Raw genomic sequence first — 16,679 nt, forward strand, 5'->3', positions numbered from 1 at the left:
ATTGAGCACGGCCGGAGCGCTGGCTTCGCGATCGTTGCGCCCCGCGCCAGTCGCCCTGATGTCGAGCTTTTGTAAGGTTGCCAGCGTCTCCTCAAGGCCTGGGCGCCCATAATCGAGCACATGGTTGTTGGCCAGCACACAGCAGTCGATCTTGGCGGCCGCCAGACAATCTGCATTCTCGGGGCTCATGCGGTAGTTGACGCCCTTGCGCGCGCGGTCCTTGCTGCGGGTCACAGCCGTTTCGAGGTTGATGATCCGCGCGTCCGGCCGCATGCGCGCCAGCTGGTCCAGTGCCGCGCCCCAAACGTAGGGCGGCCCATTACGGCGTGGAATCGGCCCACTTTCCTGCTCGGCGAGCAGCACATATCCCTCCGCCGATCGCACGGATTGCTCGTGAATTTCGGGGCTGCACGGATGCGCCAACACTTGGTCGATGCCACGACCGCACATGACGTCTCCGCATAGAAAGAGACGGAGCGATTTTCGATGTCCAGCGGGCAAATAGATTTCCTCAGGCATGGTCTAGCAGTGAGCCCCCCTGAACGCCGCCATCACCTCAGCAAGCATCCGTTGCTGCTCCCCCACATAACGTGGAGAGAAGTGAAACGGCTCGACGCGACGCACATTGGCTTCTCGAGCAATTTCTCCAGCAGCTGTGGTCGTGAGATGAGCCCGGTGCCTCGCCAGCGCATCGTCCGCTCCTGCAAACGCCGCTTCGATGAAGAGGATATCCGCGTTCTGCACGAGCGCTACGATGGCGCCACGATTGGCCGGCGTATCGGCGACGTCGGTGACATAGCCAACTTTCTGTCCGGCCGTGACGGTGAGGAGATTACGCAAGGCCCCAAGTGGAACGAGCCGATTGTCCGAAACTGCCGATCCATCGATCTTGATCAAATGATCGTCCGCGCGCCGTTCGACCACGGCCTGCTTGAGTGAGCGCAACCACGGACCAACGGGCAGCCCGCGCTCCAACAACCGGTTCTTCCAGACATTGACATGCGCCGCCTCCTGCAGCGCAAAGGCAAGGCAGGGCGTACCGTGTTCAAGGATCACGGCTGACACTTGATGGGTCGGTTCGTCGCAGATGACCCCGGCAACGGTCTTGCGAGAGACTGAGGCCTCTGCGACAAAAGCCTTCCTTAGCCTGAACCGCGTGCTCAAGATGGAATTCGCCGCTGCGAGCTCGCTCACGATGAAGACAAGATCGCTAGAATAGGTTTCGACCAAATTCCAGCGATAGGCCTGAAGCTTGTGAAAGACCCGCTCAGTAAAGCCGGATGGACCAAAGAGCTGCACGGACTTCTCGTGCCCGACCAGCAAGCGAAGCAGGTGGTCGAATCCAACGAAGTGATCGATATGCTCGTGCGAGACGAAGACCTGGTCGATGCGTCGTATCTTCCGCGGCGACAGTGAAAAAATCTCTCCGATATCGAACAGCAGGCTGCGCTTCTCGAACAGCGTCTCCACATATACCGTCGGGTCGCCGTAGCGGCCATTGACCAGGTTCGGATGAAAAAGCGGTCGCATAGCAAGCCAATCTGCCGCAGTTGCCCGACGGATTGCCTGATCTAAGCAGACTTTATGGATTTCGCACTCGCCAAAATCGAGCCATGCGGCCGCAATCTGGTCGCGCTCGTCCGCCGATCCGGCGAGGTCGCGCCGGCTCCGTAGGAACTCTCAGGGCCGAGCCCAGGTCCGAAACCTATGTCCCCTGCAAGCTGATGGAGGAAGCCATGAAACTCGTTTCAAGCGCCTTCGCCGACGGAGCGCAAATTCCGAGACGGTTCACCTGCGACGGAGGAGACCTCTCGCCGCCTCTGCAATGGTCCGATGCGCCGGCGGGAACCAAAAGTTTTGTCTTGCTCTGCGACGACCCAGATGCGCCCGCCGGCACGTGGCACCATTGGGCGGCTTACGATCTTCCGGCAGTCCTAACGGAGCTTGCGGAAGGCGCCGCGCGGAACAAAAATGTGAAACAAGCGGTCAATGATTTCCGCAAAGTAGGCTATGGCGGCCCGTGTCCGCCCATGGCCATGGGCCTCATCATTATCACTTCCGGCTGATTGCCATCTCGACCGACCAGCTTCAGGCAAAGGCCAACGCGTCCTGCCGCGACATCGAGCGAGAGGCGCGCAAGTCCTCAATCGCGGAGGCGACCCTCGTCGGCTGGTATGAGGGATAGTGACAACGGGAGGCGCTCGGGCCACTTTCCAGGGCTTCAGTTGTCATCAGTACAATCTGACCACTTGCCGTCTTTCCATATACCACCGTCGCAACACGGCGGCAGCCAATGGAGTGCTAGGCCATTTTCTTGTCCTGCAGCGATTCATCCTGGTGACGACGATCACGGCGCCGATTCGATTTGCGGACATATGTGATGAGTGCTTCGGGGTTCTCAAGCTTCATCTTGAGAGCTGCAAGTAATGCGTCCTGAGCTTCGATGGTGAGCGCTTTGGTACGCGTCGTCGCGAGCTTCAGTCCGACCGTGTAGTCGTCATGGCAGTTTCCTTACCTCTAACAATACCTCAGGCGGCGGACCGTGGAGCCGAGAACGTGAGTTGCCCCCACAGACCGATCGGCGATTATTTTGGGATAGTTGACGCCGACATTTAGCAGTTCGACTACCGCGATCGCGCTTGTGAGCTGCCAGGAGGTAGCTGCGTCGATGTCGAACGCTTCGCCGCGCAGCCTCATGGCTTTGTTGCACTGCGTTCTTCTGCCGGCCAGCCATACGTGGATGCCGCGGCTACTAGGTCAGGCCCTTCCCAGGCTCTGCGGCGTACAATTATCTCATTGAAATAAAAAATGATTTTCGACTATCGCGTCTGAGCGGGATCGGACCACTTCGGAGCGAGTTCAGCCTAAGACGCGCATACCTTCGCTCTTTTGCGGACTTCCAAGAGGAGAAGAATTCAGCACAAAATAATAGAGAGGAGATACCTTGAGATCGGTACGACATCACCGCTTGGCGGCTCACCGAGGAAGGCCGCTGCGCTATTTGCTCCACCGCAACCCCGGCTTGTTCGAGGCACGCCCGGGCAGCTGGGGCAGCGGCGCAGCCTGATCAGGATCGGCAGGCGGGAACGCGCTTGAGTAAGGCTGATGGCGGCGTCGAGGCGCCTTACTGCCGGTGTTGGAGCGTGAGTCCGATTGGGAGGAGGTCACGATGAAGATTGACAGCACCACATTTGGCACGATCACGATTGACGGAAAAACCTATGAGCACGACGTGGTCGTTCGTCTTTCCGGCGAGAATGTGAAGCGGAAAAAGAAGCTATCAAAGAACCTCTACGGTACCTCGCACGCGCTTTCAGAAGACGAGGCAAAATTTCTCTTCGAGAAGGGGTGCGACCAGGTCGTCATTGGCTCGGGTCAGTTTGGCAACGTGCACCTGTCGCCCGAGGCTGAAGCCTATTTCGAGAGAAAGGGCTGCGAGGTCCTCTTGAGGCCGACACCCGAGGCGATCGAAATGTTCAACAGATCGCGTGCAAGAAGGATCGGGCTCTTTCACGTGACCTGTTGACCCAGCCGTTCTTACATTTCAGATGATTCTGATCGGGCGTGAGCTTTAGGCAATGCTGGTTGGGGTGAGAGGGATCGACCTCCGAATAGCGGGATCGGATACCCTGCTATCACGCGAGTGATCAGTAGAATTGCGAGGCCTTGCGACACCTCAAGCAAGTTGCCCCGCCTCGTTGCACGCGGAACGAAGAGATTTCGTGATCGTTCGAATCTGAGGGTGCCTCCTTCAAACTCTCCCTCGGAAATCTTGGCCGTGCACGTGCACGGCCCGAGCCGGCCCTGTCCGACTTCAAAGGGCTGCTCTCGTTGGCTGTCGCAAGATTTTTCTTGATCTCCCAGTGCACACGTCGTGCACACGCCGCCCTCTAACCAACTGAAAATATTGAACTCTCGGTCCAGTCCATCATGGGCGCACAGCTAAATTTCCAATGATTTTCAATCACTTACGGCTCTCAGTCGGTCCAGTCCTGGGAAGACACGGCAACGTATCTATACTGATTTCGTTGGGTTTTTTAGAGATGGTTCGATTATCTAGCCAGTTTTTAGCAGCTCGTTGCTACCAAATTTGCTACGGACCGGCTCCAGCCGCGGCGCTCACTGAGTCGTAGCAAAACCAAACGCAACCTGGACGTTACCCACAGAAAAGCCGCCCGGAGGCGGCCCTTACCGTTAGCTCGGATTAGAGGTCACGAGCGCTACGTCATCTCTTTCGCATCAGAAGATGCGCTGTCGAGGTCGTGCAGATACGCTGCGAGCGCGCAGGCGAAATCAGCAGCGAGGCGTTCGGCGATGTAGCGGCCGAAGTCGTGCCGGCGCAGACGCTTCTCGAAGAATTCAGCGATGTACCCACGGCCACCGGCGCTCGTGCTCAGGTCGTGCCCGCTGATCGTCAGCGCTTCCGTCGCCGTAGCGGACGAGCGGGCGAGATTCAGCTGTATGTCAGAAACTGCATCTTCGAGTTCGGCTTGCCTACGGCCGATCTTCCAGAACCGCGCGAGCCAATGGTCTGCGCTCGGCGGCGGCTTCGTGTTCTGGTAGCCGAATGCCATCGCTCCATCGATCGCCTCGCATGTCAGTTGGCGCTCCAACTGGATCTGAGCCGACGTTCCGCGCTTCGATTCCGTATTTGCGGCCTGTTGTCCGACCTCGCGCTGGATCGCGTAAAGGGGCATCCACTCGTTAGGCTTGTGGCGCACGATTTCATCCATCCTGCGAGAGTCACAATCCATGATCGGGCCTTCATACAGCCCATCGCCACAGAAGCGAATCCACGCAATGGGCTTCGTCGCTTGTTCAACAGCCGGTGTGGCCGAGGCGACGATATTCTCGTCGCACGCGAAGACGCGCCACGACTCAGCAATAGCGTCTGGCAAGTACCCTTTAGCTTCGGCTCTTTCGAGCGCGATGATCAGATCGTCAAAGTGCTCGTTGACGCGAACTAGCTTCCACCCGTCAGGAACTTTCAGTCCGTCCATACCCCTCCCTTCTCATGCGCTTTCGCGCGTTGCGATGATGAGGAGATTATAGAGAAATTTCAGATGATTGTGTTGATGCGTTCGCGAGTGGTTCGATGCCATCACCAAATTTCGATAATGCGTTTGCTACGATTTTGCTACGAAACCGGCGGCCGCTCGCGCAACGCACTGAAATGACTCAGCAAACCCGCTTGTCCGTCCTGTCCATCATCGGGGCAACGGAAAATTTCCATGTCATCTCAATTGCGTAGCCGCAACACGGGTTCGATGCAACATGATGTTTCGAAGCGCTGCCCGGCGGAACAGGCCCGGGCCAACCAAAATATCGAAAACAACCCCATGCAAAGCAGCCTCGCCGTTACGAGGAGCTCAGCGCAGAGGCGGTCAGGATTGTCGCGTCTACTCGGGAAGTCGACAGACATCCGGATGCAGCAGCGGCGCCTCCCTGATCCAGATTTTCGCGCCGTGCGGGCCAACCGTTGCTTTCAGGTCGACGCCGACGGGTAGCCGACCCCAGCCCTGTGGCTGCAGCGTCTCGCCCCCGATCGTCAGTCCCCCCGATAGAACAAAGAACTCGAGCCCGCGCGCGTTCGCAAGGCTGATGACTTCACCCGGCTGCCAGTCTTCAAGGCGGACCTCCTCGTGACCGTTGTCAAATAGCACGCTGACGCTGCTCGCACCGGGGCGCGGCGCAACCTGTTGTCCCTCACCTGGCTGACGCACGACCTGGGTCCGGTCCTCGTCCCGGAACTGCCAGAGCCGCACGAAGATGGTACAGCCGTCCTTCGAGGCGGGGACATGCGACGTCCCGGGAGGGTTGCGGAAGTAGCTGCCCGCGGGATAGTCGCCGTGCTCATCCTGAAAGGTACCTTCAAGGACGACAATCTCTTCTCCACCGCCATGCGTATGACGCGGGAAGGCGCTACCGGGAGCATAACGCACGATCGAGGTGGCACGCGCGACTTCGCCGCCAATTCGGAACAGCATGCGCCGATCCACGCCGGCCGACGGACTGGCCACCCAGTCCAGCTTTGAGGCGTGAACGATAACGGGCTTTGACAGATCATCGTTGATGCGCATCGTTACTCTCCCTCAGGCGGCGCCATCCGAAACCCACCCCTTCGCCATTTCGGATCGCTTGACCAGTGCAGATCCCTAAACCAGGACAGGTTCAGATCCCTACGAGCGGAATGCCACTCGCCGCATTCTGCGGTCGTCGTGACGCGATCAGCCGCCGCGCCTCGTCGGCGCGACCACTGCGCAGCAAGGCGCAAGTCACGGAATATTCCAGCAGGTCGCGCTGGGCGCGGCTGCCTCCAACCCTTTCATGGGTTGCCAGGACGGGCCTTAGCTCATCGACGACCCGTGTCCAGTCGCCCTTGGCCAAACCATCGAAGCCGCGCGCGATAGGCACCACCATGTCCGCGGCGGGTCCCTTCGGGTTCTCGATGATGCCGGCCAGAGCCTCCGCATCGCCGGCCATTGCAAAGGCAAGCGCGCTGTGCATGTCGGCAAAGATGATCCCCGAGTTGGGAAACCACTTCGCCGCATACTGGCTGATCTCGCTCCACAGTTCCGGATGTCGCGGCTCGCCCGCCATCTCGGCGCGCGCAAGGAACGACGCGCAATCGGTGAGGACATTGATTTGCGGCCCCCACGAGCCGCCCGGATGCAGCGCCTCACGATAGATCTTCCAGGCTTGATCCCGCCTGCCGGTCTCCAGCGACCACAGGGCAAGATGCCAACTGATATGGCAATGCAGTTGCCCCTCGCGTGGGTAGACGGCGTTCCATTGCTCGAGGTAAGTCAGCCCCTCCTCGCGCTGTCCTTTCTCATAGAACAGATGGGCCTTGATATGCGCAGCGTGAGCGTTGCGGGGACAACCACGAAGTGCGGTCTCGATATTCCTGAAACCACTGTCGAGCCTGTGCAGTTCGATTTCCGCAAACGCGAGCACCGTTCGAAACCACCAGTCATCGCCGTAATGGGTTGCAAGCGGCTCCAGCATCGCCAGTTGCTCAATCTCGCGGCCGGACTTGCCCGAGAAGCCGATCAAGCCGAACACACCGGTGGCCGGTGCCAGCACCATGGCATCGCGCGGCCAGTGCTTCATGTGTTCGGCGATCGCCGAAACCGCCGCAGCGCCTTGACCACTCAGGATCTTGGCAAAGATCGCAATATGACCTTGCTCGCGCGAAGTCGTAGCCGGCGCCAGCGCCGTCGCGCGTTCAAGCGGCGCTTTGGCTTCGTTGCCGCGACCGAGCAGTTGCAGGGTTCGCGCAAGCGCGATGTGCGCCAGAGCAAAGCCTTCGTCGGCGGCGATCGCGTCGCGGAATGCCTGGTCAATTCCCGAGCCGGCCGCGAGCAGCTTGTCGACGCCGGCGACATATGCGTCGCGGGCGGCGGCAGAGCTTGTGCTCAAGGGGTTACCGTACCGGTCTTCAAGAACCCACACCCGATTTCCCATCGAACTCTCGGTCATTTTGACGACACTCCCTCCGTGGAAACCTGCTTGGCCTTGGCTTGCCGCCGACGGCGCTCATCACCCAGCTTGAGCAGCCGCTCTCGATCCTCTGGATTTACTCTTCCATACCGGGGCCGCCAGAGGGAACCGTCCTCCCTCCACGCAAATGGCGCTTTCACAGTCGTTCGCGGCGCCGTCGCCGTGTCAAAAAGGGCGAGCGCCTGGCGCATGATTTCGCGCTGCATGTCCGGTCGCCAGGGATGCCCGCAAGGATTGCCCAGCGGGAAATCCGTGAAATAGAACCGTGGCACGCCGCAGTGCTCCACGACATCCTGCGCCGAACCGATAATGACCGTCGGGAATGCCGTTCGCTTCCAGATGCCGGGCCACCAAGCTTACGGTCTGATGACATACGGGGCAAAGGGGGCAAAGGATCGCAGCATCCGCTGCGTCTTTTCGAACCCGTGCCAGGATTTCAGGTGCATCCTCCGCGTTCGTTTTCCGTTGGCTGTATTCTGTCGGCACGCCGTGAAAGTGCCGGGTCAGTCCGACGAGGGCGCCTTCGCCGACCAATCCGAAAGCGGCGTCTACCGGCAAGAAGCTGCCCGGATCATTGGTGTGGGTCGATTCCTTGTCCCAAGCAACGTTGTCGGTAAACAGCTTCCGGGGCGGCGGCGAAACCACACCCGACCACACCCGTTTCACGCCGTCAAAATCCGGCGGACTGGCCGTGGTGATCAGTGCGATACGCAGGTCCGATGATGGTTTGGCAGGTTTGGTGAAAGGGACATCATCAAAGCTCGCCCAGACATAGTCGTTGTCGTAACCAAGGGCACGGTAATATTGGCGCGTTCGCTCCATATATTGAACCGGGGTTTCCGCTACGCTCATGTGGATTCTCCTCGAGACGCTAACTTGGCCGCGCGGCGGGCCGGTATTGAAAAGCCGATGAGGGCCATCAACGCGCCGAGCAGTGGTGCGAATGACAGCATCAGGACGGTCGACCAGCCGAAGGACGACAGCAGCCCGCCCGAAAGGAAGGAGCCGACGGTCATCGTGCCGAAGACCACGAAGTCATTGAGCGACTGGACGCGCGCCTTTTCCTCGGGGCGATGGCACTCCAGAACCATCGCCGACGCGCCGATGAAGCCGAAGTTCCAGCCGATCCCGAGCAGGCTCAGCGTCACCCAGAAATGCACGACATCGATCCCGAGCAGGCCCACCGACGAAGAGGCCGCTATCAGCACCAGCCCGACCGCGACGATCGCGGATGCGCCGAAGCGCGCGATCAGGCGGCCCGTCCAGAAACTCGGGGCGTACATCGCGATGACGTGCCACTGCAGACCGAGATTGGCCGATTCCTGAGGCAGCCCGCAGAGCTTCATCGCCAGCGGGGCTGCGGTCATGAGGAAATTCATGAGCAGGTAGGAGACGACCCCACAGATCACGGCCAGGATAAAGCGCGGCTGCCGGGCAATGACAGCGAGCGGCCTTCCGGCGTTGAGATGCGTTGCAGTCAGCGGAGGAAGCTCAACGCCCGCCAGAATGACCGCGGAGAGCGCGGCAACCGCCGCCTGGCCGACAAACGTCGCAGCAAAGAGATAGGGCGCCCACAGGTTCATGGTGTGCGTCACAAGCTGTGGACCGATCACACCGGCGAACACACCGCCGGCCATCACGGCCGAGAGCGCGCGCGGACGCCGTTCAGGTGCTGCGCAATCGGCTGCCGCAAAGCGGAAAGAGAGCACCACGGCCGCGTAGACGCCGCCAAAGAAGGTCCCTGCGCAGAATAGCGCGAATGACGCGTTGAGTACCGCGAGGAGTGCAATCAAACCCGCGAGGACGCCGCCGACTGCACCGAGCAGGAATGTCGTGCGCCGGCCATAGCGCTGCGCGACAACGCCCGCAGGCAGCGTGCACAGAGCCATGCCGACGACAAAAACCGAGACCGGCAGCGTCGCAAGTGCCTTGGTGGGCGCCAGCATGTCGCCGACCACGGCCCCGGTTGCGTAGACGACCGTGGAATTGGCGCCTGCGAGGGCCTGGGCGACGGCAAGCCTTGCGACATTGCTGCGCTCTCGGCGAATAGCGGTCGGCGGCTCATAGCTGGGAACGGAAAAATTGAAATTCACGCTGCGGCTTGCTCCGCCGTTAGATGTCCGCCGGCGAGACGTCGCCGATCAGACCAGTGGCTGGTCCTCCGGGCCGTGGATCAGCACGTCGGAGTTAAGGAGAAATCGCTGGACTTTTCCTTCTACAGATTGCCAATTTATATCGATGAAACGTCACATTTCGCCAGGGAACGCCGGCTGGAAGACGATCGATGCCCCGCGCGGCCTCGGCTCGCCGAAGCCTTTGATCGTTCGGGTGCAGTCTCTTCCCGCGAAGAGCTACTTCGCCGAACACAGTCACAGCTGGAATCAACTCGTCTACGCGATCTCAGGCGCGCTCACCGTGAACGCGGATGGACGGAGCGTCGTCATTTCTCCGGAACAGGCCGTCTGGCTGCCGGCCGGTACGAAGCATTCGGTCGGCTCCCTGATGGGAGCGGAATTCCGCAGCCTCTGGGTCGCCAATGCTGCCAGCCAAGGCATGACTTCCGGCACGACGGTCATCCATGTGTCCCCGCTCCTGCGGACGCTCATCGTGGAAGCCGCGTCGCTGAAAAGCGAGGATCGTCACTACGCCGCTCGCGTCATCGCACTCATCCTCGATCAGTTGCGGCGGGCGACGCCGATCTCGGCAGCGTTACCTTGGCCCACCCACCCGGGCTTGCTGGCACTCTGTGAAACCCTCTACGCCGATCCCGCGAATCCTCGCCACGCCGAGAGATGGGGGCGTGAGATCGGCATGTCGCCGCGAACCTTGACGCGGCACTTCGAGCGCGAAGTCGGCATGAACCTGCGCGCATGGCGCCAGCGTCTCCGCCTGCTCAAGGCTATCGAATTGTTGGGCAGCGAACTGCCGATCACCGAGATCGCGTTGCGGCTGGGTTACTCATCGGCCTCAGCATTCATATTCATGTTTCGCTCCGAAATGCGCATTAGTCCCCTGCAACATCGACGCAATCTAGGCCACGCGGCCAGCGGAGGGACTTCATCAAGGCGTCGATCCGGACCTCAAGATGCGCCCCACCGGTCGCGCTGACCCTTCAGCCCCAGGGACTCGCTGGAAACCGTAGTTCAGCTCGGAACAGGCAAAATACGGTCGTCCGGACCCCGGGGGAGGCTTGCTAGTGCGCGACTCTCAATGGCGAGGTAGGCGCGGGCCGTCCCTGCCCTGTCATCCAGCGAAAACGACGACCATGATCGATCCCCAGGTCGTCAGCAGAATATTGGAGATCGGATAGGCGGGCGTGTAGCCAAGCACCACCACAGAGCTGCCCGAGCGCTCCTGAATGGCAGCCATCGCGGCCGTGACCGTCTGTGCGCCAGTCAGTGCACCGAGCAAGAGGATCGGGTTCATGCGCAACACGAAATGGCCGAAGCAGAAGCCGACGATCTGCGGCAACAGGGTGACGATCATGCCACCCAGCAGCAGCCCGATGCCCGACTCGCGTATCGCGGAAAGGAAGATCGGCCCGGCATGAATCCCGGTCAGGCCGACGAACGCCGCCAGTCCGAGCGACGTCATCAGGCTGATGGCGCCGTCGGGGATCCGGCCGAAATACGGCAGACGTGTGCGGAGATAGCCGACCAGAAGTCCGGCGAGCAGCGTACCGACGCTGGTGCTCAGCGAGATCGTGACGCCACCAACCGAAAAACTCACGAGAACGCCAAGCAGGCCGCCGAGGAAAATCGCGAGCCCGAGCACCACGAAATCGATCGTGGTGCTCGGCGCAACGATGACGCCGATGCTCTTGGCCGCGTTCTGTACCACGGTCTCAGGACCAACGATGCGAAGCAGATCGCCGCGCTCCAGAACCGTGCCCGCGGCGATCGGCAGCGCTTCATCGCCCCGGCTCACCGAGCGCAGATAAAGGCCGCGCGTCCAGTCTTGTTCCGACGCCTGCTGGAGACTGCTGCCCGCGAGCTTCGCGTTGATCAGGAACACGTCTGCCGAGATCAGCGGAATATCGAGGAGCTCCCGGTCCTCCGCCTCCTCCCCGCGCGGTCCGATCAGTTCGACGATGATCAGGCGCGGCGCCGACAGCGCGATCACGTCGCCTGCCGCGAGCACCGTTGCAGGCTCCGCCTCGAGGACGCGCTCGCCGCGACGGATACGGTGGATGAATACACGTTGCCCGGGCACGCGAGCTTCGGCGGCCGCAACTGTCAGCCCGACGATCGCAGCGTGAGCGTCCAGCCGGTAGGCGCGCAGTTCGAACTTGCGCCAGGCCGACGCGAGGCCGGGCTTGGCGCGCGTGATGCCAAGGGTCTGCTCCAGCTTGAGCGCCTCCGCCTTCAGATCGATTTTCAGCAGCGCCGGAACGACGATCGTGCAGAACGTGATCACGCCGGCATAGCCGAAGATGTAGCAGACCGCATCCGCCACCGCGATGTGCGAGACAAACAGCGCGCGCTGTGCCTCGGACACTGGCAGGGAATTGACCGCGTCGGTCGCCGTACCCATTGCAGCGCTCTGGCTGAGCGCGCCCGACATGAGCCCGGCGGCAAAGCCGGGGTCGAGCCGCAGCACGCGTGCCACGATAATCGCTGCCGCAAGGCCGGTGAGGCTCACGACAACGGCCATCAGCATCGGCTTCAGCCCGTCGCGCTTCATCGCCAGCACGAATTGCGGACCGACCGAATAACCGACCCCGAACAGGAACAGCAGGAACAGGAACGATTTGGTCATGCTTGAGACGGGCACATGCGCGAAATCGCCGACCGCGAGTCCTGCGAACAGCGCGCCCGTCACCGGGCCAAGGCTGAAAGCGCCGATCCTGAAGCTCCCGATCCAGTAGCCCGCCGCGATCACCAGGAACAGCGCGAGCTCCGGATAACGAACGAGAAATTGCGCCAGCCAGGTCAACATCGTCTCAACACGGTCCCGCGCCGCGGCTATGTCATCATCATCACCAGCACCATGCCCCAGATCGTCAGCAGCGTGTTTCCGACCGCGTAGGTGACGGTGTAGCCGAGACCGGGAATCTGGCTCTTCGCGCGGTCGTTGATCATGCCCAGCGAGGCGGTCGTGGTGCGCGCGCCGGAGCAGCATCCGAGCAGGATCGCGTCGTGGAAGCGGAACACGTATTTGCCGACAAACATCGCCAGGATCAGCGGCACGGTGGTCACGACGACGCCCCAGAGGAACAGGCTGAAGCCGAGCTTTTGCAGGCCGGCGACAAATCCCGGGCCCGAGGAGATTCCGACCACGGCAATGAAGACGTTCAGGCCGACCGAGTTCATGAACCACACGGTGGGTGACGGGATGCGGCCGAAGGTCGGATGCACGGACCGGAGCCAGCCGAAGAACAAACCGGAGATCAGCGCACCGCCGGAGGTGGACAGCGTCAGCGGCACGCTTCCGATCTTGTAGACGAACGCGCCGACAAGGGCGCCGATCGCGATGGCGGCGCCGATGAACGCGACGTCGGCAACGTCTGTCGCACGATCCGGCCGGCCCAGCAGCTTCGTGGTGGCGGCGACATCGGACGTGCGGCCGACCAAGGTGAGGATGTCGCCCCGATTGATCTTGGTGTTCGGCAGGATCGGAATCTCGGTCGCGATCGCGCCCCGGGCGATCCTGCGCAGGAATACGCCGCGAGCGCCCGGCTCCTTCGCCAGTTGCTCCAGCGTCTTGCCGTCGACGTCCTTGCTGGTCACGTAGACATCGACGCCTTCGATCGGAACCGCCAGCAGCTCTCGGTCGTCAACCTCCTCGGCCTGCTCGCCGATCAGCTGCACCAGCACATCGCGGCGCCCGGCGACGGCGACGACATCGCCGGCATGAATCACGGTATCGGACGTTGGCTCCACGACCTTTCCGCCCCGCCGAAGCCGGAGGACGAAGACGCGATGATCGGGAATCAACGCCTCAGCCTGCTCGACCGTCTTGCCGACGACCGGCCCACGCTCGCTGACGCGGTAGGCACGCAAATCGAACTGATGCCAGGCCGTGCCCGGGCCGCCCAGCTCCTTCTTGCCGCCATGCTCCTCCTCGTATTTCTTGCATGCGGTCTCGAGATCGATCCCGAGCAGCGCGGGCCCGAGCAGCGCCAGCACGATCGCCGACCCAACCGTGCCGAAAATATAGGTCACGGCATAGGCGACCGGCATGGCATCGAGCAGCTTCTTGGCTTCGTCTGCAGGCAGACCAAGGCGATTGATGGCGTCGGTCGCGAGCCCCATCGACGCGGAAATCGTCTGCGAGCCGGCATAGAGCCCGATGGCCGATCCGACGTCGTAACCGGCGAGCTTGGCGCCGAGATACGCCGACAGCAGACAGAAGACGCAGACCACCGCCGCGAAAACGGCCTGCGGAACGCCGTCCTGCGCGATGCCGCGCACGAACTGCGGTCCGACACCGTAACCGATTGCAAACAGGAACATCAGAAAGAAGAACGGCTTGAGCGGCCCTGAAATGGTGATCCCGATCTGGCCGATGATGACAGCGGCGACCAGTGTCGCGGTGACCGCACCCAGTCCAAGCCCCTTGTAGGTGAAGGAACCGAAATAGTAGCCCAGGGCCAGCGAGAGGAAGATCGCAATTTCGGGATAGGTGCGGAGCGTCTGGAAGAGCCAATCGATCATGATGTCACCCGTTCATGCTGTCCCGGGGCTTCGGCGTGCGCCCGCTTCGATCTCGTGCAGGCATGGCCGAAAAGGGCGAGCAACCGTATCGGCCGACATCAGATGGCGGTTGGCGAGCAGGATGTTGATCTATGTCAACCGCAGCTGCGAGAGCTTTGCGATTTCATGATCTTGCCGACACCACGCGGCCTGCCGCGCACATTGCATCGTGAGCGGCAATCCGTCGCAGCGATCGCATCGCCGGCGCGCGACCGTTGACATAGATCAAGGCTCGTCACCGGCCGCCGATCATGCTGCGCGCGATTGCGCAGGCAACAGAGCCTGTCGCCTCCATTCCAACAGCTTGCATCGCCCCGGGAGTGTCAAATGGCCGATCTACTGACCCTGAAGAAATTCGAGGCGCTGAGCCCCTTCGAGATCAAGGACGAGCTGATCAACCTCGCGAAGAGCAATTCGAAGCGGAGCCAGATGCCTTTCCTGAACGCCGGGCGGGGCAATCCGAACTGGGTGGCGACGACGCCGCGCGAAGGTTTCTTCCTGCTCGGACAGTTCGCCATTACCGAGAGCAAGCGGGTCATGGAGCACCCGGCAGGCATCGGCGGCATGCCTCAGGCAAACGGCATCGCCGGCCGGTTCGAGGCCTGGCTCAAACAGCACAAGGACATGCCGGGCGCGAGCTTCCTGACCGAGATGCTGCCCTTTGCGGTCAAGAAGTTCGGCTTCGACCCGGACGCCTTCGTCCACGAGCTGGTGGATTCGATCATCGGCGACAATTACCCGGTGCCGGACCGCATGCTGGTGCACAACGAGAAGATCGTGCACGAATACCTGATGTGGGCGGTTTGCGGCGAGCCCCGGCCGGCCGGGAAGTTCGACATCTATGCGGTCGAGGGCGGCACGGCGGCGATGTGCTACCTCTTCAAGTCGCTGAAGGCCAACCGCCTGCTGGTGCCTGGCGATACGATCGCGCTGGCGACGCCGATTTTCACGCCCTACATCGAGATGACGCACCTGGAAGACTACGACCTGAAGGTCGTTCAGATCAGGGCTCCGCAAGAAAACAAATTCCAGTTCACCGACGAGGAGATCAAGAAGCTGGAGGATCCGAAGATCAAGGCCTTCTTCGTGGTCAATCCGTCCAACCCTCCGGGGATGGCGTTGAGCAAGGAGACGGTTGCCAAGTTGGCCAATCTGGTCAAGACCAAGCGCCCCGACCTGATGATCCTCACCGACGATGTCTACGGCACCTTCGTGCACGGCTTCCGTTCGCTGCTGGGCGAACTGCCGCACAACACCATCGGCGTCTACTCCTATTCGAAGTATTTCGGCTGCACGGGATGGCGGCTGGGGGCCATCGCCATCAACGAGGACAACATCTTCGACAAGATGATCGCCAAGCTTCCGGACGACGCCGTGAAGGCGCTCGACAAGCGCTACGGGCCGCTCACGCTCGAACCGCGCAAGCTCAAGCTGATCGACCGCATCGTCGCCGACAGCCGCGACGTGGCGCTCAATCACACCGCGGGATTGTCGTTGCCGCAGCAGGTGATGATGAGCCTGTTCTCGCTCGCGGAGATGATGGACGTGAAAAAGGCCTATCAGGCGGCCTGCATGGAGATCGTCAACAAGCGCCTGTGGTCGATGCTCGACGGCCTCGGGCTGGCCGACAAGCTAAGCCCCAATCCGAACTACGATGCCTACTACGCACTGATCGATTTCGAGTTCTGGGCCCGGAAGAACATCGGCGACGATGCGGTTGAATACCTGAAGAAGAATGTCCATCCGCTGGACCTCGCGTTCAGGCTGGCTGAAGCCCACGGGATCGTGCTGTTGAACGGCGGCGGATTCGATGCTCCGGAATGGTCGCTTCGCGTGTCGCTCGCGAACCTCGCTGACGATGTCTATGACGACATCGGACGCGGCGTTCGGACGATCGCCAGAGGCTATCGCGACGCCTACGAGGCAGCGAAGGGCGGCGCCGCAAAGCGCTGACGACGGTGTTTGCCGCGCATCGAGCGTCTGATCCGGCAGCGCTGAAGCAAAGCAAGAGCCCCGGCGATGGTGCCGGGGCTCAAATGACATAGGCTCACGAAGATCAGTATCTCGCGACGACCGGTCCGCCGAACCGATAGTTCAAGCGTATCGTCAAGAGATCCACGTCTTGTCCGATCCGGTTGGCAGCGCCGGCCACGATGGGATTGACGACCGAGAACGTGTTGTTCGCATCGCCCATGAAAAGACGGTCATATTCGAGCCCGACGGACCAGTTCGGAGTGAACCCGTATTCGAAGCCCACGCCGACCGTGCCGCCCCAACGGGTCGATGTCGCCGACGCCACCCCGATTCCACCGACCGTGGTCCAGATGTCATAGCGATTGCTGGTGACCGCGGCACCGCCCTTCACATAGAACAGCGCGGCATCCCAGGCCCAGCCGAGCTGGCCGGTGAAGAGACCCAGTCCGTCGGTCTTCGTTGTCGTCGAGAACCTCGGATCGATCAGGCTGAGGCGCGAGCTCTTCA

Annotated in this window: 13 protein-coding genes and 1 pseudogene; 4 read left to right on the forward strand and 10 right to left on the reverse strand. The window is 61.4% G+C overall.

Annotated elements, in window-relative coordinates:
* On the reverse strand, nt 1-519 hold a 519-nt coding region (locus PMN64_RS35990; RefSeq protein ID WP_411784155.1), incomplete at its 3' end, for a CapA family protein.
* Nucleotides 520-522: 3 nt separating this feature from the next.
* The gene (locus PMN64_RS35995) at nt 523-1,530 is read right to left on the reverse strand and encodes a ribonuclease Z (RefSeq protein ID WP_411784157.1); all 1,008 of its coding nucleotides are present in this window, start codon (nt 1,528-1,530) and stop codon (nt 523-525) included.
* 206 nt (nt 1,531-1,736) lie between these two features.
* Between PMN64_RS35995 and PMN64_RS36000 the strand changes: the two are divergent.
* Together PMN64_RS36000 and PMN64_RS36005 are read left to right on the forward strand one after the other, a co-directional pair.
* Nucleotides 1,737-2,185, forward strand: a pseudogene (locus tag PMN64_RS36000) (YbhB/YbcL family Raf kinase inhibitor-like protein).
* A 984-nt stretch (nt 2,186-3,169) separates the two neighbouring features.
* Nucleotides 3,170-3,526 (forward strand): Mth938-like domain-containing protein, encoded by a 357-nt coding sequence (locus PMN64_RS36005; protein ID WP_411784160.1) that lies wholly within the window; start codon nt 3,170-3,172, stop codon nt 3,524-3,526.
* 694 nt (nt 3,527-4,220) lie between these two features.
* Here PMN64_RS36005 and PMN64_RS36010 read toward each other — a convergent pair.
* From PMN64_RS36010 to PMN64_RS36030, 5 genes are all read right to left on the reverse strand, one after another.
* Complete coding sequence (locus PMN64_RS36010; RefSeq protein WP_411784162.1) at nt 4,221-5,000, reverse strand: hypothetical protein; 780 nt, start codon at nt 4,998-5,000, stop codon at nt 4,221-4,223.
* A 399-nt stretch (nt 5,001-5,399) separates the two neighbouring features.
* Nucleotides 5,400-6,080 (reverse strand): cupin domain-containing protein, encoded by a 681-nt coding sequence (locus tag PMN64_RS36015; RefSeq protein WP_411784163.1) that lies wholly within the window; start codon nt 6,078-6,080, stop codon nt 5,400-5,402.
* 91 nt (nt 6,081-6,171) lie between these two features.
* Nucleotides 6,172-7,482, reverse strand: a complete 1,311-nt coding sequence (locus PMN64_RS36020) for a tetratricopeptide repeat protein (protein WP_411784165.1) — start codon at nt 7,480-7,482, stop codon at nt 6,172-6,174.
* 186 nt (nt 7,483-7,668) lie between these two features.
* Nucleotides 7,669-8,355, reverse strand: coding sequence for a hypothetical protein (locus PMN64_RS36025; RefSeq protein ID WP_411784167.1), 687 nt, complete (start codon nt 8,353-8,355; stop codon nt 7,669-7,671).
* On the reverse strand, nt 8,352-9,551 hold the full coding sequence (locus tag PMN64_RS36030; protein WP_411784172.1) for an MFS transporter: 1,200 nt from the start codon (nt 9,549-9,551) through the stop codon (nt 8,352-8,354). The genes PMN64_RS36025 and PMN64_RS36030 overlap by 4 nt, the downstream gene beginning before the upstream one ends.
* A gap of 34 nt (nt 9,552-9,585) precedes the next feature.
* Here PMN64_RS36030 and PMN64_RS36035 point away from each other — a divergent pair, with 34 nt between their 5' ends.
* Nucleotides 9,586-10,611, forward strand: coding sequence for an AraC family transcriptional regulator (locus tag PMN64_RS36035; protein WP_411784168.1), 1,026 nt, complete (start codon nt 9,586-9,588; stop codon nt 10,609-10,611).
* A 135-nt stretch (nt 10,612-10,746) separates the two neighbouring features.
* On the opposite strand, the gene aspT (PMN64_RS36040) is transcribed toward PMN64_RS36035, so the two are convergent.
* Nucleotides 10,747-12,441, reverse strand: coding sequence for an aspartate-alanine antiporter (gene aspT / locus PMN64_RS36040; protein ID WP_411784169.1), 1,695 nt, complete (start codon nt 12,439-12,441; stop codon nt 10,747-10,749).
* 26 nt (nt 12,442-12,467) lie between these two features.
* Nucleotides 12,468-14,159 carry an aspartate-alanine antiporter gene (aspT, locus tag PMN64_RS36045; protein WP_411784170.1) on the reverse strand — a complete coding sequence of 564 codons (1,692 nt, stop codon included), beginning with the start codon at nt 14,157-14,159 and terminating at the stop codon, nt 12,468-12,470.
* Nucleotides 14,160-14,525: 366 nt separating this feature from the next.
* On the opposite strand from aspT (PMN64_RS36045), the gene aspD reads away from it, so the two are divergent.
* Complete coding sequence (aspD, locus tag PMN64_RS36050; RefSeq protein ID WP_038385234.1) at nt 14,526-16,151, forward strand: aspartate 4-decarboxylase; 1,626 nt, start codon at nt 14,526-14,528, stop codon at nt 16,149-16,151.
* Nucleotides 16,152-16,254: 103 nt separating this feature from the next.
* Here aspD and PMN64_RS36055 read toward each other — a convergent pair.
* A partial coding sequence (locus PMN64_RS36055; protein WP_411784171.1) for an outer membrane protein occupies nt 16,255-16,679 on the reverse strand: 425 nt, incomplete at its 5' end.

Origin of the sequence: Bradyrhizobium sp. UFLA01-814 (assembly GCF_046718885.1) — a bacterium.
In the GTDB taxonomy this organism is placed as follows: domain Bacteria; phylum Pseudomonadota; class Alphaproteobacteria; order Rhizobiales; family Xanthobacteraceae; genus Bradyrhizobium; species Bradyrhizobium elkanii.

Coding starts and splice junctions, on each gene's coding strand:
- PMN64_RS36015 (WP_411784163.1), bottom strand. CDS start 6,080: ATGCGCATCAACGATGATCTGTCAAAGCCCGTTATCGTTCACGCCTCA.
- aspT (WP_411784170.1), bottom strand. CDS start 14,159: ATGATCGATTGGCTCTTCCAGACGCTCCGCACCTATCCCGAAATTGCG.
- PMN64_RS36025 (WP_411784167.1), bottom strand. CDS start 8,355: ATGAGCGTAGCGGAAACCCCGGTTCAATATATGGAGCGAACGCGCCAA.
- PMN64_RS36020 (WP_411784165.1), bottom strand. CDS start 7,482: ATGACCGAGAGTTCGATGGGAAATCGGGTGTGGGTTCTTGAAGACCGG.
- PMN64_RS36005 (WP_411784160.1), top strand. CDS start 3,170: ATGAAGATTGACAGCACCACATTTGGCACGATCACGATTGACGGAAAA.
- aspT (WP_411784169.1), bottom strand. CDS start 12,441: ATGTTGACCTGGCTGGCGCAATTTCTCGTTCGTTATCCGGAGCTCGCG.
- aspD (WP_038385234.1), top strand. CDS start 14,526: ATGGCCGATCTACTGACCCTGAAGAAATTCGAGGCGCTGAGCCCCTTC.
- PMN64_RS35995 (WP_411784157.1), bottom strand. CDS start 1,530: ATGCGACCGCTTTTTCATCCGAACCTGGTCAATGGCCGCTACGGCGAC.
- PMN64_RS36010 (WP_411784162.1), bottom strand. CDS start 5,000: ATGGACGGACTGAAAGTTCCTGACGGGTGGAAGCTAGTTCGCGTCAAC.